This window comes from Terribacillus halophilus (genome assembly GCF_900101385.1).
Lineage (GTDB): Bacteria > Bacillota > Bacilli > Bacillales > Amphibacillaceae > Terribacillus > Terribacillus halophilus.
Genome location: NZ_FMZB01000005.1, coordinates 143,356 through 159,561, shown reverse-complemented (window position 1 = coordinate 159,561; position 16,206 = coordinate 143,356). Strand labels below are relative to the sequence as shown.

The following is a 16,206-nucleotide window of genomic DNA, read 5'->3' as shown; positions in this document are numbered from 1 at the left end:
AAGCCTTGACTCAAAATAAGTATACTAGTATATAGTATCCGAACAGGTAGAAGGGTGCAATAATCATATTTTTCTAAAACTTAAACGTTACATGGAAGGATTATAGCCTATTTTTTTGCTTCTTTATAAAGTATGCTCCGATGATCACCAGGTAGATAACTAGCGTTACAGAAGTAATGACAAGTGAAGTAGTCCATAGCACTCCTATCAAGATAAGCAGTAATGCTATAATTGCCAGCCACGTCGTTACCGGAAATGCTTTGACATGATATGTTGTTTTATCAGGCTGTACTTTTCGCGACTTTAGGTGGGCAAAAGCAATGATCAGCCAGATGAACAGAACCGTGTAGCCAAGCGATCCCATCAAATAATCAAATGTCTTACTTCCTATGAATAGCGAAATCAGCACTCCGACATATAAAAATGATGTACAGACAAGAATTGCCACGACCGGTACCTGCCGTTTTGACAGCCAAGCGAACCGTTTCGATATTCTCCCATCCATTGCCTGTGTATAAAGAACTCGTGATGAGCCATAAAGTCCTGAATTCATGGATGAGATGATTGCGAGTAAAATGACAGCATTCATGACATGATCGGCACCCGGGATTCCGATAAGCTGGAAGACCAGCACGAAAGGACTCACTGCCGAACTGTTCACTTCATTCCACGGAATGAGACTTACAATGATGAAAAACGGAAACAGATAGAAAGCGATGATTCTAGTCAGCGTGCTGCGCACTGCTTTTGGCACGACTTTTTCCGGATTTTTTGTCTCAGCCAACGTCACGCCGATGATTTCTGTTCCTCCGTAGGAATAGATGACAACTAGCATAGCTGTGACCAATCCCCCAGCACCATTCGGGAAAAAGCCGCCATGTGCTGTCAAATTATCGAATCCAGGAGCTGTGTGGTCACCAAATGAGAGTAACAGCAGGACGATACCAGCCAGAATGAATAGAATGATGACACTTATCTTGATCAACGCCAACCAGTATTCCGTCTCAGCGAACGCTTTTACCGAGAATAAATTGACTGCTGTAACAAGTACTGCAACAATCAGCGTCAGCAGCCATACCGGATAATCAGGAAGCCAATATTGCAAGAAGATAGCCGCCACGACAGCTTCTGCAGCAATATTCAACACCCACATCTTCCAGTAAATCCAATCAAGGAAGAATGCCGGAAACTTTCCGATGCTTGCCTGGACCAAATCACGGAATGTCCTTGCTTCCTTATTCTGGACTGCCATCTCAGCAAGACCTTGCATGACGAATAAAAGGATGATGCCTCCGATCAGGTATGCGAAAATGACGGCAGGCCCAGCCAGATCGACAGCCGAGCTCGATCCTTTGAATAAACCGGCGCCGATTGCACCGCCCAATGCCATCATCATGATATGGCGCGCTGTCATGGTGCGTTTTAATCCATGTTGCTCTTTCTTCATGATTGTTACCTCCTGTTTGTTCTCTAGCATTTCCCAAAAGAAAAAAGCCTTCCGTCTCATTCTCCACCCTAGGATGGAAAAGAGACGGAAGGCTTTTTTGCTTTCCGCGGTACCACTCTTATTGGTTTACTAAAAACCCGCTCTTCACCTTGTAACGAAGGTCACTCGTCAAAACCTAAAGAAAATATCTATCAGTTCTGCTGCTCCAGGGTGAGTTCGAAAAAGAGCATGGTCTGCGTTTCACCAACCCGCAGCTCTCTATGGCCATGCCAGTATTTCTACTACTCCCGTTCGTTGCTTTTGTTAAAATATTTCGATCAATTTCGAATTAATCCTAACTATAAGCGCAGCCGAATAGTTTGTCAACATTTCTTACAAATTAAAATACTTGAAGCTTCACTTTCCCCAACTGACTGAAATCGGCTTCAAATATCCCTTTTCCTAATGGAATGGGCGAAAGGAATGTCCCAGAGCTGATTATCATACCCTTTTTCAGGTATTTATTCTCATCAGCTAATTTCCGTGTCAGCCAAGCAACCGATGTGACCGGATTTCCCATTACTTCCGTAGCAAACCCTGTACCAACTTCCTTGCCGTCATGCACCAGCGTCAGTTTGATTTGCTCCACTTCCGCTAGTGTCAAGTCGTCTCTTCCTTTATCGGAAACAACCACTTTTCCTGTTACACCATTATCACAAATCAGATCCATCAGCTGAAACTTTGGGAACCAATCTGCGAAGCGGGAGTCAGGCACCTCTATGCCTGCAGACAAAACACTCTTCTCCAAAATTTCCCCCTCTTCTGCCCCGACACTCAAATCCTCTTTCAGGACAAAAACGATCTCCGGTTCGAGTAAAGGTGACATCATGGAAGCAAGCTCTAGTTCTGTATCACCTGTATGGATTGTATCTTCGAATAAGGTGCCATAAGCGGGCTCCTTCGCTCCGAATAGCGCCTGCGTGGCTGGGCTGGTCATACTGATTTTGTGTCCCTTTTTTTCTTTGCCAGTCTGTTTTGCCCTTGCGTCAGCATAAACCTCTTGCACTTCATAAGCTTGCTTTGCGGTGAGCTCATACCGCTGACTGATAAAATCTATCGGATTCCTGCTTTCATGCACGGCAAGCAGTTGCGTGGCCAACGCTTCATTACTGACCTGTTTGGTCTGTTTGGTCTGTTTGGTCTGTTTGGTCTGTTCCGTCATGTTTGCTTCTCCTTTTATTTGAATTATCTGATTTATATGATTATAGTATATCGCCATGTTTATTTCCAGGGAAATTCCGTTTAGTATAAAAATTATGATAAGCAAAGGCTTCTTGCCCATGTAAGAAAAGAAGGACACCCATCAGTTTGATAGGTGCCCTTTTACTATTTCATTAATTTTTCTCGATCACTTTCGCAGATGTCACGTTTGCCAGATTCACCACTTCACCAGCTACACCGAACCAGCCGTTCTCGCTGGCTTTTATTTCATTCACTACATGGACATAGGACCCTGACTGATAGTCAGTGAATGTGTATTTCTCTCCGCCAATAAACGTAAACTCTACATCAAACTTTCCCTGCACGAATAGTGCCTCCTTCTAAATTCATCTCCTACATGCATTTCCCTTGGCTGGATAAATTAAACGCTTATTTGCTAATTGTCACACTATTTTGTACGCTTGAGGCAGGAAAACTTTGCTATAAAGGAGATTATGATGGAAACGTATATATTCTTGCATCTTGTTGGAATCTTCATCTTAATCGGCGGTATTTTCCTGTCCCTGGCAAATACGTTCATCGGAGTCAGTATTGCTTTGGTTGGCGCTCTCCTCCTTGGAACAGGCGCTTATTTAGTACCCGGTAAAAAATCGAAATCAAAGGATTAGTACACATAATTGGTATTGCGTTTCAGATAGAAAGCGATAAAGAGTAAGTTCGGAACCCAGCATATCCAAGCGATATACGCATAATAGACTTCGTAAAGGGAAACACCAAAAACAAGCATGAATATCCCCAGCCACATCCGCAAGGTCACAGCTGCGAATGTCAGGCTGTAATTGATCATCGTCCAGCGCCGATGTTGGGCTATTTTCCGTTGGACAGCAGCCTTGACGGCAAGAAATACCGTAGTAAGCCATAGGATGGCAAGCAACCCAAATCCCGTTTGCGCAATCACTCCTCCGGTGGCATAATAAGCCAGATACAGACCAGACAATCCTCCTCCGATTACTCCAGCCGTGTAGATATAGCCCAAGCGCTTGTGGAGCACTTTATTCTTCTGTCTGATTTTTTCCATAAGCAAAAAAGGGCCAAGGACGAGTGCGAAAATACTGGTGATAATGTGGACACCAAGCATCCACTTCCACATACTCGATAAAACATCTCCAATGTTTACTTTCTGCATAATGAACCCAGCCTTATCCAATCCGATGACACCATATTGAACAATTGCATAACCTGCTACCCCGATAGCCAGCAGCATCACAATCCCCATTCGAACTCTTTTCATAATCATCTGATTTGCCCCTCTTTTTTTGACCAGTGGTCAATTAATTTGTATTAAAAGACCATTCAAATGGTCTTTCTTAAAAAAGTGACATATCTTTTAGCTGCTTTCGCTACAGCCTCAAAATTCTCAGCTCGATGTAGATGGAGAGATACAAACCCATGAAGCGCAAGAAAGATCGAGTAAATTTCTCCATTCTGCGGATTAATGTTGCCCGCTTCTTTCACAGCAGCTTCAAATCGTTCAAAGCTTTCTGTTGCCGCTCGCTGCATCAAGCTATCCATTTCTTCACTTTTCAGCATAAACATCAGCTCATATTGATGCGGATGGTCGAGTCCGAACCGGATGAATCCCAAGAATAATTCCTGTACTCTATCGTTTTCTGTTTGCTCCATGATTGTATCGATAATACTATTCAGTTCTTGAAAATAAAAGTCCAGCACTCTAGAGAAAAGAGCAGTTTTATTTTTGAAGTGATAATATAATGCACCATGGCTGCATCCTAAATCCTTGGCAATACCCCGCATGGATACCTTTTCATATCCTAGTTCGATGAATAGCATCCTGGCCTGCTGTATAATTTTCTCTTTTGTTAAGTCAGCCATTTCAATCTCCTTATTTGACCAGTGGTCAATTAAATTATAGGCAGTATATTCCTTTTTTGTCTACCAGTGTTTTCTAAAACTATTCCCTATACTTCGACACATTTCATCATGGAGCTACAAATTCTCCCCCTGTAAACCAGTCATTAAACCCCTTACAATATTAGTAAAACAAGTTTATACCGGAAGGAAGATGCTGTGTGTTCCTAAAAGTGAAAAGTATATCCATGCATACTTTCAAGAAAGGTGATCCCGGCGGTGCGTCCATTATTTACTGGAAATTTCTCTCACACCTTATGTGCAGCTTTTTTTCTCCCCCTTCCCCTGTTCAGCCTTCTCGTTAAAGAAGCGCAATGAGTGATCAACAATAACCAATTGGAATGATCTAAGATTGAATAAACCAAAAAAAGGCTTTTTGGTACTGCCCCTATTACTTCTGCTAATGGCAGCTGGCTGCAGTAATGCAGATGAGGCAGAACAGGCGCATACATACGAAACGAAAGTACATACCAAAGAAATTCAAACAAATCATAAAGATGCCCCTTCGTCCACAGAAGCAGGGAAGAAGACAGTATCTGAAACAGAGACAACCGCTAAAACAGTACCTGAAACGCAGCAAAGTGATGCTGACACAGATATACCCAGTCAGCCCGATACCAGTAGTCAAATTGAAACAACTGAAACAAAAACCAGCCAAGATAACACCAAGATTGTCAGCAACTCTGAAGAAGCTGTTGCCCTGCTTAAGCAACGATTCGACACCACGGATGACAGCTGACTCATCGTTGATCCGATGAGTGGAAATCGCGAGATAGATGGATATGGCGCTTACTATACGCTAGTCAAAAAAGTAACATCATGGGTGGAGAACGGTGGATTTGGCACGGCAGATACTTACCTTGTTTATGAAGACGGTACAATTATCGATCAACGTGCAAGAAATGCCTCACAGGAAACAATGGATACCAAGCTCGTCGAAAGTGCCGATGAAGCTATTTAATCTGGTAAGATTACTACGATGATGATTTCCTTTTGGGTTCTACGGGCGGGGATGCGGAACAAGACGAATACGGCACTTACTATTATGTAACTATAAAATCCCGCTCCGCTATGGAAAATGGGGGAACCGGCTCTGTTGACATTTTCCGTGTATATGAAGACGGCACAGTCATCGATGTATACGCCGAAGCTGCTAGTAGATGATCCATTAAAAAAACCGTATGAAATTAAGATCCTTCAATCAAATTTCATACGGTTTTATCATTTCGGAAGTGTTTATCTCTTCTTATTAGAAATCATACGCTGCTTCTTTTTTGGCTCGAATGCCAGCTTGGGCTTCAGCTAAGTCAAAAGCATCTTCTATTAAGCGTTGCAATCTTAAATGAACATCATCATTGATGATTTTTCCATTCATAAAATCTTTTTCTTCCACAAATACATAAGTCGGTACAAGATGTGCTTTCATATAGGAAAGAATCGGTTTCAGCTGCTGCTCTGCTACAAGGAAATGCTTTGCTGATCCAGCAGTGACAATAATGCCTGCAACCTTATCACGTAATGCTTGTGTCGGCAGGAGATCGAAGACATTTTTCAGTGTGCCCGGGATGGATGCTTGGAAAATCGGCGTACCGATAAATAGGATGTCCGCTTGCATGATCTGCTCGGTCACATATCCTGTGTCACCTGGATAATCCAAGTAGTTTCTCCCATCACTGAACTGAACCTCATATTCAGCCAAATCCAATAAAACATGTTCCGCATCCGGATAGGCCTTGACCATTTCCTCCCACAGCAAAGACAATGCCGTTTTCGTCTTTGACCCGACAATTGAGCCTGAAATGCCTACAATTTTCATTCCGATGCACCTCCCTGTTTCGTATATTTCTTGATTGCCGGAAGAATTTCCGAACCGATAAATTCGATATTACGCTCCATCTTCTCAAAAGGTACTCCGCCGAAATCAAGCTGAGCCAAGTAACGCTGATGCCCAAATTGCTCATGCTGATATAGTATTTTCTCGATGATCTGCTGCGGGCTGCCGACATTGATGATACTGCGATGATCTGCTCCTTGGGCGAATAGCTGTTTTGGGAATCCTTGTCCATTTGTCTTTTTCATACCTTCATTGATGTGCGGATAATAATCGCGCAGTGCTTCCTGTGTCGTTTCGGCAGCATAGAAGAATCCTGTCGTTGCCACCGGCAGCTGGGCTGAATCAAATCCACGCGCTGTCAATGCTTCCCGGTAGGCATCGATTGTTTGCTTGAATACGCTAGCTGGTCCGCCAAGCATCGCCACTGTCATCGGGACTCCGGCATAGCCTGCTTTTATGGCACTGGCTGGCGTTCCTCCAACAGCGCGCCAAATTGGCAGAGAGCCGTTGACTGGTCGCGGCAGTACCTCTGCGTTTCGCAGGGGTCTACGGAATTCACCACTCCAATTTACGATTTCTTCCTCGTTTATTTGAAGAAGCAAATCGAACTTTTCTTCAAATAGAGCCTCATAATCATGCAGGTCATAGCCTAACAGTTCAAACAGCCCGACCCGGGATGCACGGCCTGCAATCAACTCCGCCCGTCCGTTCGATATTAAATCAATCGTTGCAAAATTTTCATACACCCGAACAGGATCCGAAGTACTGATGATAGTTGAAGAACTCCCGATTTTGATTTTTTTTGTTGCCTGCGCAATCGCTGCCAATATGATGGCATGAGCCTGAGATGCAAAATAAGGCTGATGGCTCTCACCTACGCTGAAGAAATCTATTCCCGCCTGATCTGCCAGCTGTGCCAGACGTACGATTTGCTGGATTCTATCCTTGGCAGAAATACGTTCCCCAGTTCGCGGATCTGCCAAATGGTCCCCCAATGTATATATTCCGAATTCCATACCTTTACTTGGATCGATGCGATATTTTTCCATAACCTTATCTCCCTATTCATTATCGTAAAACCATTATCCACCAAAGCTCACTTGTTGGAAAGTACGCACTTGAAAGTGGTATAGTATAGAAAAAGATACTGTGGATTGGGGGATATGATAATGAAAGATTTACCTGCAGAAATTGAACCAGAAATGTGTAAGGTGACAGATGCGCTTGGAATCCTCGTTGGGAAGTGGAAACCAGTCATCCTGCTGCATCTGCTTAAAAATGGCACGCAGCGCTTTAACGAATTGAAACGTAGTTTGCCCGGTATCACCCAGAAGATGCTGACAAACCAGCTGCGTGAATTGGAAGAAGAAGATATCATCGAACGCAAGGTCTACGCGCAAGTTCCTCCAAAAGTCGAATATTCCATCACAGACTACGGACGAAGCCTCGAACCGATTCTGCATGCGATGCATGAATGGGGAGCCAAGCATACGATTCATAAACAATCAAAGCAGAATGATGATCAAGCAGAAGCAAAATAAAAAAGATGAACTGTCGCCAGTTCATCTTTTTTCATTATGCTTGGTTTTTCAAACGTGCTGCTGCTTCTTTCACTTGTGCAAGACCAGCTTCAACAATAGAAGCTGCTTCGCTCGGAGAAGCGTTATGTCCTTCGATGATCACTTCGTCAATGATTTCCATTCCGAAGATACCGCCGAATACATTACGCATGTAGTTCAGGGACATATCCATCGGTGCAGCTTCAGGTGCAGAGTATACGCCTCCGCGTGCATTCAGGAAGATTGCTTTCTTATCAGTCATCAATTGGATCATGTTGCCTTCTGCATCATATTTGAATGCGAAACCAGCAGCATAAACGTAATCGATGAATGTCTGCAATTTAGCAGGAATCGTCAAGTTCCAAAGTGGGAACGCAAATACAACAACATCCGTTGCAGTTAGAAGATCCATCGCTTTTTGTTTAGCTGCCAATAGACGCTGCTCTGTATCGTTCAATTCCGCACCGCTTTGTACTTTACCGAAAGCATCGAACAACTCTTGGCCGAAATATGGTGTATCCTCTGCGAATACATCATAAGTAGTGACAGAAAGATTTTCTGCACCTTCAATTTCCTGCATGAAAGTTTCATACATTTTACTGGAAATCGCCTCGGAAGCCGGGCGGTTATTTGCTTTGACTACTAATACGTTCATTCTGTAAAACCTCCGTTATTCCCCATTCAGGATTCGTATTCCCCCTAAATCCCCTAACCTCTATTATTATTTTTTTTATATAAAGCAGCAAGTACGCACTTAAAAGTGGCATAGTATCTTTTATGATACTATTGGGAATGACAGCAAAAAAAGCAGCCGATTCTGGCTGCTTTCGCTTTAGTCCTTTTTATCCTGATGCAGTGGCGGCGGGATCAACCAGCCCTTTTCCTTCAATAGCTTCAGGAATTTTGCACCAAGCATTGCTTTATTTGTATGGAACTGCCCGAACATCATCCCTACATCTTCCCTGATGGACTGCCCCATCATCGTACTGCAGCTGACAAGTCCGGCAGCTATAGCGGCCGATGCAGTAGCTGCCACATCCGGGTCAATGAAGCGTGCGCCGACCGGGATCGATTCAAGTTCCACTTTCGGCGGCTCCGGTGCCGCCGGAGGTAACGCAACGCCATTTGCCCTCAGTATTTCAGAAATCTGCTTGACTTCTGCTTGTGCACCATCGATTGCTTCCCCAATCAATTTCTTCAAATCATCATCACCAACGTGATTCAATAGCATCTGATGATCCGCAATCATCTTATTGCCTGTCAGAACAAACGTCCATAAACCATATACCTCGCCATAATGCAACGGCTCATCCTGCGGGTTTCCGCTCAATATTCCCATCGTCATCCTCCTAAACAAGTTCATACTCGTGCCGCCTTTCCCTTGCACACTGTTAGAATTACCAATTTGACTGAGTTTATGTAGATGTTTAACAGCATCTGTCATCAGGTAAAAAGAAAGGAGGTGACGACAATGGATATACCTCTGTTCATTATAGGTACTGCCCTGATTGCACTTTTTATTTTGGATTTTCTCTGGCAACGCTTTGGGTGCAAGGAGGCACAGGTCAAATTACGATTGCTGGATGGTTAGGATTGTTTTCCGGTAACGAAGCTAACAGACTCAGACATGCTTTCCATTAATAAAATGTGCTCGCTTAAACATGCCCCTCTTAAAACATCAGTCCAGCTGTTGAGAATGTTCAGGCTGATGTTTGCCCTTAATTTCTGAAAACAGATTGGATTCTGTTGATTGTGCCGGCAGAGGGTTGGGATCGCTTTGATTTATTTTTAAGATTCCTTCGATCATCTCTTTTAGTTCGGCTACTTCTCCCTTGGTTGCTGGTTGTCTATTGTCTTTCAAAAGATAACCCAGCTGACCGCTAGGCTCAACAGTGGCCCACTTGACATCTTGAATGGTAGAAATCCCTTGCTGTCGGAGACGCATTTCCAGCTTATCCACGGATAACTTCAATTTTTTAAGCGTTTGTACGTCTAATTGCCCATTTTCAATAATGACTTTTGCTCTTCCAGTAAAAAAAGATTCTGCCTTATCCCATTTTAATTGGATATATTCAATGAGCTGCAATGTAATAATTAAAATTGCAGCAATCCCAAATGTCCCCCAAAGATTTTTCCCGCTGACTGGCTGGATCAGTAATGTACCAATCGATATCATGATGACGGTTTGGGAAATGGTCATCTGAGAAATGGACCTTCTCCCCGAAAACCTGATCAGCAATATACCAACGATAATAATAAGGACAGATTTCCAAATAACGTTCCAATCCAATTCTAAATAACCTCCACAACCTTTGTTTCTTTTAACATCTCCCTTCAAACTTAAAACATGTATGCTTGAAATCAAAAAAACCAGCACTTGTAGGCTGGTCACACTTATCCATAAACAGTTTTCAATTGATTGATTTCTTCTCGTAGCGGCGTCACTGGTCTGCCGAGCAATCTTTCAAAATCATCGCTCGCTACTTCAAGGGCACCATCGCGGATTCCTTTTTGGATATCGACTAGCATCGGCAGAAGGAAATCAGGTACACCTGCTTCTTTCATGATTCCTGCATAAGCTTGGTCATCAACTTGCTGTACTTGAACATCTTTGCCAAGTGCTTTTCCTACTTCAGCGGCGATTTCCTCCTGGCTAAGGAGTGGTCCGGACAGCTCATACATTTTATTTTCATGCCCTTCTCCTGACAGTACGGCTGCTGCTGCTTCTGCATAGTCCTGCTGCAAAGCCCAGCCGACTTTCCCGTCTCCAGCAGACGTTACCCATGGTGCACCAGCAAGCACACCTTGAATACTTGCCGCTTCGTTTTCAAAATACCAGTTATTGCGCAGGAATGCGTAAGGAATACCAGTATCCATGATTGCTTGCTCTGTTGCCTTATGCGTCGGAGCCAAGAATAAATCACTCTCTTGTGCATTCACCAGGCTTGTATAGGCAATGAATCTCACATTCGCCTTTACAGCTGCTGCCACTGCTTGTGTGTGCTGACGGATCCTTGTTTCGTTGTCTCCATCTGCAGATATGAGCAATAGTCGGTCAATCCCGGCAAAAGCTTCATCCAGTGAAGCAGGCTCATCGAAATCCCCTCGGCGGATCTCCACTCCCTGGGCACGAAGATACTCAGCTTTTTCTGGGTTGCGGACACTCACTGCGATGTTCTCAACAGGAACTGTTGCCAGCAGTTTCTTCACAACTTTGCTGCCCAGCTTACCAGTGGCGCCAGTTACTAGCATTTTCATATGCATATCCTCCATTTTCATGTGATTATTGCCACTACTTGTAATCAATATAGTTACTAGTTGTATTTTTGTCAAACACAATGACTTTGGCATGTTCCTAAAAATAAAAAGATGATGATATGCATATCACCATCTTTATCTTTAGTTGCAGCCCAGGAGAAAGTGTTTAATATCAGTTTAACCTTTCATCTCTAGCGCATAGCTCATGACGATCAGAATGCCTTTCGAACCCATTACCCGCCTGCCAGTATCCTGGTAGCCACATTTCTCATACAGCTTGCGAGCAAATTCATTAGTCTCATTCACTGCAAGCACGATCTCATTTACATGTGGGAATTGCATCTGCACAAAATCCGGAAGCTGCTGCAGCGCGGCTTTCCCGTATCCTTTCCCCAGATTTTGGTGGTCCGTGGAGAGAGTACGTAACAGTATGGCATTAGGATTATCCGAAAAAGGATGCACCCCCTCTTGTTCATGCAAAACGAAATAAGTCACAAGACGGTTATCATCCATCCCCAAAACGGCATGACGATTCGGTTCCTCCCTGCATAACGGAACACTGTAGGCAGGGTGTCCGGTAAAACGCAGCTGTTCTTCAGATAACGTGTATGTATTGATTAAACCAGTGTGTGTTTCTTGAAAACGTATCAGTTCCATGTTTTTTCTCCATTTTTATCAATTAATGAACTAAATTTAAACTGAATCTCCCCATTAAGCAAGCGGAAATACACGACTATATAAATAATTCAATTATATACTTGATTCAATTATATAATTGAATTATCCTTATACTATGAACAAAACTAGCTTGCTCAAAGGTCACCTGGAAATGTGTGTATTGTCAATTCTGAAAAAGCAAAAAAGCTATGGATACGAAATCATGAAAGAACTGGAGAAGTACAATTTAAAACTGAAAGGAGTCAGCAGCATTTACCCTATCTTGACAAAATTAAAGGAGCAGCAATGGGTGGATGTCAGCAGTGAAATTACCGATAGCGGTAAAGCACGTATCTACTACACCATCAATCAACACGGCGAAAAACATTTAGAAAAAATCATCGGAGATTGGATAGAACTGCAGAGCAATATCAAGGCTTTACTCACGATTAATGAGGGGGAATTGTAATGGACGTAAAACTTAACCGGAAAGAAAAGGAGTATTTGGAGAACGTCTTACAAGCGTTACACAATAGAAGAGCAGCACAGGAACAAATCCATATCATCGAACAACAATTATTAGAGCATATGGAGGAGTCCAGACTGCATGGCATCGATCCTTTTGAAGACTTGGAAACACCCGAGGAATTCGTAAAAGAATATCTAGAAATTAATCAAACACACCGTTCCACCAAACAAAAAAGCTTCTTTTCAAAGAAGCATATATTTTTGGGGTTTTCATCTTTTATAATGACGTACCTTTTATCCCAACTCATTTTATCCATGTTTCTCACTCCATCATTCAGTCCCGCATATGAAAACACTGACTTCAACTACAATATCCTTTACAACATCTCAGATAATTTATGGTGGAATACCACGCTAATCATGATTAGTTTGCTCTCAGCAGCAATCATCACATCTTTCATAAGCTTTTACGCTTTTAGAAGAATGAAAAGGTCTTAATCAATGAAGCTTACTTGCCTTGGCGTCATTCTCATTGTCTGCTTCATACTCTATCCGTACACCGTTCGAGCAGAAACAAGCAAAGAATTGACAGACTATTTGGAGAGGTATCTGGAACAAGAAAAAATACCCGGTGCATCCATTTCCATCGTGAGCAAAGGCGAGACAGTATATACGTATAATTGGGGTGTTACAGGGGAAGATGAGCAGCGCGTCACCTCCCAAACTCCTTTTACAATAGGTTCCATCAGTAAATCCTTTACTGGTCTGGCAATCGCCAAGCTAATCGATGAGGGACAACTTTCTCTTGATCATCATATAAGTGATTTTCTGCCTTCCCTGCACTTACATGGCGCAGAAAACCACATCACGATACGTCATTTGCTGACGCATACAAGCGGCATCAGCAGCTATGACGGATTAAAGATTTCCGATATAGGAAACGCCGAACAAATTGAATTAAAGAAAATTGCCCAGAGACTGTCCGGCATATCACTTACACAAGAACCAGGTTCCGTTCATCAATATAGTGCTGCAAATTATTTGATTCTTGGAGCCATCATCGAAGAGGTAACAAAACAAAAGTTTGCTGACTATATGCAGCAACATATCTTTTCACCACTTGGAATGACACATACTGCAGCTGATGAGGATGCAGCCAATCGTACAGGTTATCGCTCTGGCTACCAATCCTGGTTCGGTTATCCGGTTAAAAGCAAGGTGGCATACGACAATAGCGGCACACCATACAGCACGATTACTTCAAGCGCAGAGGATATGACACAATTCATCTTACTGCTCTTGGGCAGGCACAACGAAGATGTAAGTGCCTCTATTTTAAATAGATACACCGAAAAACTCTATGAAAGAAAATCTGATGTCTATTACGGTTTTGGACTTCGGCATACCAAGCTGCATTCCGGACAAGATATTATCTGGCACTCTGGATCCACTCCAGATGCTCATGCTGAATTATTCTATATTCCAGAGGAAGATTGGGGAGCTATCATTTTAACGAATAAAAATCACATCTTCGAAGAAACTTCCCTGCCTCTGCTTAAGCAAGGTATCATTGATATTATGCACGACCATAAACCTGGAAACATCCCTAGCTACTATCCAACCTCTCAACTTATTTTGTGCTTGTTGTTGACGGCACTTTTTCTATGGACTACTTTTTTGATAATAAAAAGAAGAAAAATCAAAAGGAAGAAGAGATTACTTATAATAGGCACACTTTCCGTAGTACTAGGGGGCATTATCATACCAATCTTGATCTATCTGACACAATCACCATGGAGAAGCATCTCCGCTTTCGCTCCCGATATAGCTTTCCTGACACTGTCACTTGCCGTATTGATGGTGTGTAGCGGAATAATTTGCTTCCTGACTTACTTTCGTAAAACAACAAACTAGTACGATAAAGCACGAATAGCACACTATCATCGGTGTGCTTTTCACTCTTCCTCATCTTCTATAAACTATTCAAAAGCAGCATTCATGACGTTACCCGCACATAATAGCCATCGGGATCGACTACGCGAAAATCAAGTTTTCCCCATGACCGGGCACTGATTTCCGATTCTATATGATTAGGGTAAATGCTGTTAAATTTGTTATATACCCTCTCTACGTCAACGACTGGAAGAATCAGTTCCACACCTTTGCCCTTCTTGGATTCAGCCATTGTGGCAAAATAGTGATTATCATTCAGTACGGTTTCGTCTGTCAACAATAAGGAACCTCCCCCCTCGGCCTTAAAAAGAGCCCTTTTCTCGTTATGCTCGGCGCATCCCTTCCCTAACAGACACCGGTAGAAAACCACGGATAGAGCTAACTTTTGCACGAACAATTCGGTATTGAACATGTATATCACACCCCGTATTTTTTCTAATCTAAAATAAAGGTCCATCAAATCCATTCAAACTGGCAATTACTCCAATCTGACCAGTATGGTACGCTTCATGTGAATAAACATGATGGAACAGCCAGCTCATGGTAGGATCGGACGGAGGCTGCCAACCATCTGAAAAATCAGGCACATCAATCAGCCTGTCCCAGTCCTTTGCCGGCAAGGAATATAATACTTGATCGGTTTGTTCTCTAATTAGAAGGTACTGTTCCAAAGGATGCTGATCATCTCCCGATATTCTGCTTCCTTCCCCCAGACCGATCTGAAATATCCAATAATCCTCTGTCTGCGCCATATGCTCTATTACCCAGGAAATCGTATTATGGTAAGCATCTGCATTCCATTGCTGCGGCGTTAGATTCTGCAAATACGGAATAAGAATTTTCCTGACATCATTTCTATATTGGAACATGAAATACCCCCAGAATTCTTGTCATTTTATATAGAATATTCTATCAACTAAAACAATAATTGGAAAGCGAGTGATCGAAGGAAACTGGTGAATCTTAAACTATGTGTCACGTCTATCAAGTAAAGAACATGGAAACAGCAAAGGAATTCAATTCCCAAAATCTAGAATTCCCGCTGGTGAAACAATATGGGAGAGCTATCATTGGATGGAATGCCTGTAATTCTGAAACTAGCAGTAGACCAATACGATTGATTACTAAAGATAAGCCTAAATCGTGCTAGGACGTCAAACACAGCAATTGGATACGACGATGGAATCATGGAAACGAAAGCAAGTGGCAATCTTATTCGACGAATCGCAGTCATGTCCGCCTGGGCGGTTCACTTAGCGGCTGAAATTTGTTAATAGAAAAAACAATAGCTTAAGGAGACTCGTATATAAACAAATAAAGGCTGTCATGATCCTTCCCGACAGCCTTACGATTTATGTTTAATGAATCAAGGAGGCCCTCAGGCTGCTGATGCCATTTTCTAAATAGGCCTTCAAACATGTTAATGTGTATACCCAGCCTTCTTTTTGCCCCAGCATCTTGCTTACTAAATCAGGATCCTCTTCCTTAAAGCCTGATTCTTTCACTTCGATGATTGTACTTTTCTCATCTTCTTCCTTCAGTGTAATGGTGACAGTCGTTTTCTCCTGCGATTCTTCTCCCCATGAAAATACAATTTTTTCATTTTCCACAACTTCCAATACATGAATTGCAGCTTCAGCATTGTATTCATCATACTTCAATATAATGGTTATTCCTTGCTTCCATCTCTCGGAACTCGAGGAGAACCAAAAGTTCCCGATTCTTTCAGGATCAACAATAGTATCAAATACCTCACTTGCCGAATCATATATTTTCATTTTTGCAGTTACTTGGGTATCCATCATAATCAACTCACTTTTAGCTTTGTCTATCATCTATTATATCCTTCTCGCAATAAGCTAAGATTTATTCCTTGCATTTTAAACCACATCAGACCAGGT

Annotated in this window: 23 protein-coding genes and 1 other annotated feature; of the genes, 8 read left to right on the top strand and 15 right to left on the bottom strand. The window is 42.6% G+C overall.

Features of this window, described 5'->3' with window-relative positions; genetic code table 11:
• Window positions 1–100: 100 nt before the first annotated feature.
• From BLQ53_RS10485 to BLQ53_RS10475, 3 genes are all read right to left on the bottom strand, one after another.
• Window positions 101–1,447, bottom strand: a complete 1,347-nt coding sequence (locus BLQ53_RS10485) for an amino acid permease (RefSeq protein WP_093727263.1) — start codon at window positions 1,445–1,447, stop codon at window positions 101–103.
• A 77-nt stretch (window positions 1,448–1,524) separates the two neighbouring features.
• Window positions 1,525–1,751 (bottom strand) — a binding site (T-box leader).
• A 75-nt stretch (window positions 1,752–1,826) separates the two neighbouring features.
• Complete coding sequence (locus BLQ53_RS10480; RefSeq protein WP_093727262.1) at window positions 1,827–2,648, bottom strand: 2-keto-4-pentenoate hydratase; 822 nt, start codon at window positions 2,646–2,648, stop codon at window positions 1,827–1,829.
• 172 nt (window positions 2,649–2,820) lie between these two features.
• Complete coding sequence (locus tag BLQ53_RS10475) at window positions 2,821–3,012, bottom strand: hypothetical protein (protein WP_093727261.1); 192 nt, start codon at window positions 3,010–3,012, stop codon at window positions 2,821–2,823.
• Between the two features lie 132 nt (window positions 3,013–3,144).
• Here BLQ53_RS10475 and BLQ53_RS18955 point away from each other — a divergent pair, with 132 nt between their 5' ends.
• Window positions 3,145–3,315 carry a hypothetical protein gene (locus tag BLQ53_RS18955; protein WP_170829657.1) on the top strand — a complete coding sequence of 57 codons (171 nt, stop codon included), beginning with the start codon at window positions 3,145–3,147 and terminating at the stop codon, window positions 3,313–3,315.
• On the opposite strand, the gene BLQ53_RS10470 is transcribed toward BLQ53_RS18955, so the two are convergent.
• Together BLQ53_RS10470 and BLQ53_RS10465 are read right to left on the bottom strand one after the other, a co-directional pair.
• A complete protein-coding gene (locus BLQ53_RS10470; RefSeq protein WP_093727260.1) occupies window positions 3,312–3,944 on the bottom strand; it encodes a DUF2306 domain-containing protein in 633 nt (210 codons plus the stop codon). The genes BLQ53_RS18955 and BLQ53_RS10470 overlap by 4 nt on opposite strands.
• A 56-nt stretch (window positions 3,945–4,000) precedes the next feature.
• Complete coding sequence (locus tag BLQ53_RS10465) at window positions 4,001–4,540, bottom strand: TetR/AcrR family transcriptional regulator (RefSeq protein ID WP_093727259.1); 540 nt, start codon at window positions 4,538–4,540, stop codon at window positions 4,001–4,003.
• 388 nt (window positions 4,541–4,928) lie between these two features.
• On the opposite strand from BLQ53_RS10465, the gene BLQ53_RS10460 reads away from it, so the two are divergent.
• The 3 genes from BLQ53_RS10460 to BLQ53_RS18950 are packed head-to-tail and all read left to right on the top strand — an operon-like array spanning window position 4,929 to window position 5,740.
• Entirely contained in the window at window positions 4,929–5,315 is a 387-nt protein-coding gene (locus BLQ53_RS10460) for a hypothetical protein (protein ID WP_093727258.1), read from the top strand.
• Window positions 5,316–5,330: 15 nt separating this feature from the next.
• Entirely contained in the window at window positions 5,331–5,537 is a 207-nt protein-coding gene (locus tag BLQ53_RS10455) for a hypothetical protein (RefSeq protein ID WP_093727257.1), read from the top strand.
• 32 nt (window positions 5,538–5,569) lie between these two features.
• The gene (locus tag BLQ53_RS18950) at window positions 5,570–5,740 is read left to right on the top strand and encodes a hypothetical protein (RefSeq protein ID WP_170829656.1); all 171 of its coding nucleotides are present in this window, start codon (window positions 5,570–5,572) and stop codon (window positions 5,738–5,740) included.
• A gap of 85 nt (window positions 5,741–5,825) precedes the next feature.
• Here BLQ53_RS18950 and BLQ53_RS10450 read toward each other — a convergent pair whose 3' ends face one another.
• Both BLQ53_RS10450 and BLQ53_RS10445 read right to left on the bottom strand, forming a co-directional pair.
• Window positions 5,826–6,392, bottom strand: coding sequence for an NADPH-dependent FMN reductase (locus BLQ53_RS10450; RefSeq protein ID WP_093727256.1), 567 nt, complete (start codon window positions 6,390–6,392; stop codon window positions 5,826–5,828).
• Window positions 6,389–7,459: an LLM class flavin-dependent oxidoreductase gene (locus BLQ53_RS10445; protein ID WP_093727255.1), complete on the bottom strand. Its 1,071-nt coding sequence runs from the start codon at window positions 7,457–7,459 to the stop codon at window positions 6,389–6,391. Before BLQ53_RS10445 ends, BLQ53_RS10450 begins: the two co-directional genes overlap by 4 nt.
• Window positions 7,460–7,579: 120 nt before the next feature.
• On the opposite strand from BLQ53_RS10445, the gene BLQ53_RS10440 reads away from it, so the two are divergent.
• On the top strand, window positions 7,580–7,951 hold the full coding sequence (locus BLQ53_RS10440; protein WP_093727254.1) for a winged helix-turn-helix transcriptional regulator: 372 nt from the start codon (window positions 7,580–7,582) through the stop codon (window positions 7,949–7,951).
• A 34-nt stretch (window positions 7,952–7,985) separates the two neighbouring features.
• Here BLQ53_RS10440 and BLQ53_RS10435 read toward each other — a convergent pair whose 3' ends face one another.
• The 5 genes from BLQ53_RS10435 to BLQ53_RS10415 all read right to left on the bottom strand — a co-directional run bounded on the left by BLQ53_RS10435 (window position 7,986) and on the right by BLQ53_RS10415 (window position 11,884).
• Window positions 7,986–8,624: an FMN-dependent NADH-azoreductase gene (locus BLQ53_RS10435; protein ID WP_093727253.1), complete on the bottom strand. Its 639-nt coding sequence runs from the start codon at window positions 8,622–8,624 to the stop codon at window positions 7,986–7,988.
• A gap of 177 nt (window positions 8,625–8,801) precedes the next feature.
• A complete protein-coding gene (locus BLQ53_RS10430; protein WP_093727252.1) occupies window positions 8,802–9,308 on the bottom strand; it encodes a DUF3231 family protein in 507 nt (168 codons plus the stop codon).
• Window positions 9,309–9,647: 339 nt separating this feature from the next.
• Entirely contained in the window at window positions 9,648–10,259 is a 612-nt protein-coding gene (locus tag BLQ53_RS10425; RefSeq protein WP_093727251.1) for a DUF421 domain-containing protein, read from the bottom strand.
• A gap of 104 nt (window positions 10,260–10,363) precedes the next feature.
• On the bottom strand, window positions 10,364–11,227 hold the full coding sequence (locus BLQ53_RS10420; RefSeq protein WP_093727250.1) for an SDR family oxidoreductase: 864 nt from the start codon (window positions 11,225–11,227) through the stop codon (window positions 10,364–10,366).
• 177 nt (window positions 11,228–11,404) lie between these two features.
• Window positions 11,405–11,884: a GNAT family N-acetyltransferase gene (locus BLQ53_RS10415; RefSeq protein WP_093727249.1), complete on the bottom strand. Its 480-nt coding sequence runs from the start codon at window positions 11,882–11,884 to the stop codon at window positions 11,405–11,407.
• Between the two features lie 136 nt (window positions 11,885–12,020).
• Here BLQ53_RS10415 and BLQ53_RS10410 point away from each other — a divergent pair, with 136 nt between their 5' ends.
• From BLQ53_RS10410 to BLQ53_RS10400, 3 genes are read left to right on the top strand one after another with little or no spacing between them, the layout of a single operon-like run.
• Window positions 12,021–12,353, top strand: coding sequence for a PadR family transcriptional regulator (locus BLQ53_RS10410; RefSeq protein WP_093727248.1), 333 nt, complete (start codon window positions 12,021–12,023; stop codon window positions 12,351–12,353).
• Window positions 12,353–12,850 (top strand): DUF1129 domain-containing protein, encoded by a 498-nt coding sequence (locus BLQ53_RS10405; RefSeq protein ID WP_093727247.1) that lies wholly within the window; start codon window positions 12,353–12,355, stop codon window positions 12,848–12,850. Before BLQ53_RS10410 ends, BLQ53_RS10405 begins: the two co-directional genes overlap by 1 nt.
• Window positions 12,851–12,853: 3 nt before the next feature.
• Entirely contained in the window at window positions 12,854–14,266 is a 1,413-nt protein-coding gene (locus BLQ53_RS10400) for a serine hydrolase domain-containing protein (protein WP_093727246.1), read from the top strand.
• Between the two features lie 82 nt (window positions 14,267–14,348).
• Here the strand turns inward: BLQ53_RS10400 and BLQ53_RS18755 are convergent, their stop codons facing one another.
• From BLQ53_RS18755 to BLQ53_RS10385, 3 genes are all read right to left on the bottom strand, one after another.
• The gene (locus tag BLQ53_RS18755) at window positions 14,349–14,585 is read right to left on the bottom strand and encodes a VOC family protein (RefSeq protein WP_139180870.1); all 237 of its coding nucleotides are present in this window, start codon (window positions 14,583–14,585) and stop codon (window positions 14,349–14,351) included.
• Window positions 14,586–14,745: 160 nt separating this feature from the next.
• On the bottom strand, window positions 14,746–15,174 hold the full coding sequence (locus BLQ53_RS10390) for a DinB family protein (protein WP_093727244.1): 429 nt from the start codon (window positions 15,172–15,174) through the stop codon (window positions 14,746–14,748).
• A gap of 489 nt (window positions 15,175–15,663) precedes the next feature.
• Window positions 15,664–16,107: an SRPBCC family protein gene (locus BLQ53_RS10385; RefSeq protein WP_093727384.1), complete on the bottom strand. Its 444-nt coding sequence runs from the start codon at window positions 16,105–16,107 to the stop codon at window positions 15,664–15,666.
• Between the last annotated feature and the right edge of the window lie 99 nt (window positions 16,108–16,206).

What these genes read in the sequence shown, in the direction of transcription:
- BLQ53_RS10470 (WP_093727260.1), bottom strand. Translation starts at nt 3,944, where the DNA reads ATGATTATGAAAAGAGTTCGAATGGGGATTGTGATGCTGCTGGCTATC.
- BLQ53_RS10480 (WP_093727262.1), bottom strand. Translation starts at nt 2,648, where the DNA reads ATGACGGAACAGACCAAACAGACCAAACAGACCAAACAGACCAAACAG.
- BLQ53_RS10440 (WP_093727254.1), top strand. Translation starts at nt 7,580, where the DNA reads ATGAAAGATTTACCTGCAGAAATTGAACCAGAAATGTGTAAGGTGACA.
- BLQ53_RS10390 (WP_093727244.1), bottom strand. Translation starts at nt 15,174, where the DNA reads ATGTTCCAATATAGAAATGATGTCAGGAAAATTCTTATTCCGTATTTG.
- BLQ53_RS10410 (WP_093727248.1), top strand. Translation starts at nt 12,021, where the DNA reads ATGAACAAAACTAGCTTGCTCAAAGGTCACCTGGAAATGTGTGTATTG.
- BLQ53_RS10435 (WP_093727253.1), bottom strand. Translation starts at nt 8,624, where the DNA reads ATGAACGTATTAGTAGTCAAAGCAAATAACCGCCCGGCTTCCGAGGCG.
- BLQ53_RS10385 (WP_093727384.1), bottom strand. Translation starts at nt 16,107, where the DNA reads ATGGATACCCAAGTAACTGCAAAAATGAAAATATATGATTCGGCAAGT.
- BLQ53_RS10485 (WP_093727263.1), bottom strand. Translation starts at nt 1,447, where the DNA reads ATGAAGAAAGAGCAACATGGATTAAAACGCACCATGACAGCGCGCCAT.
- BLQ53_RS18955 (WP_170829657.1), top strand. Translation starts at nt 3,145, where the DNA reads ATGGAAACGTATATATTCTTGCATCTTGTTGGAATCTTCATCTTAATC.
- BLQ53_RS10415 (WP_093727249.1), bottom strand. Translation starts at nt 11,884, where the DNA reads ATGGAACTGATACGTTTTCAAGAAACACACACTGGTTTAATCAATACA.
- BLQ53_RS10450 (WP_093727256.1), bottom strand. Translation starts at nt 6,392, where the DNA reads ATGAAAATTGTAGGCATTTCAGGCTCAATTGTCGGGTCAAAGACGAAA.
- BLQ53_RS10405 (WP_093727247.1), top strand. Translation starts at nt 12,353, where the DNA reads ATGGACGTAAAACTTAACCGGAAAGAAAAGGAGTATTTGGAGAACGTC.
- BLQ53_RS10420 (WP_093727250.1), bottom strand. Translation starts at nt 11,227, where the DNA reads ATGAAAATGCTAGTAACTGGCGCCACTGGTAAGCTGGGCAGCAAAGTT.
- BLQ53_RS10400 (WP_093727246.1), top strand. Translation starts at nt 12,854, where the DNA reads ATGAAGCTTACTTGCCTTGGCGTCATTCTCATTGTCTGCTTCATACTC.
- BLQ53_RS10465 (WP_093727259.1), bottom strand. Translation starts at nt 4,540, where the DNA reads ATGGCTGACTTAACAAAAGAGAAAATTATACAGCAGGCCAGGATGCTA.
- BLQ53_RS10430 (WP_093727252.1), bottom strand. Translation starts at nt 9,308, where the DNA reads ATGGGAATATTGAGCGGAAACCCGCAGGATGAGCCGTTGCATTATGGC.
- BLQ53_RS10455 (WP_093727257.1), top strand. Translation starts at nt 5,331, where the DNA reads ATGAGTGGAAATCGCGAGATAGATGGATATGGCGCTTACTATACGCTA.
- BLQ53_RS10445 (WP_093727255.1), bottom strand. Translation starts at nt 7,459, where the DNA reads ATGGAAAAATATCGCATCGATCCAAGTAAAGGTATGGAATTCGGAATA.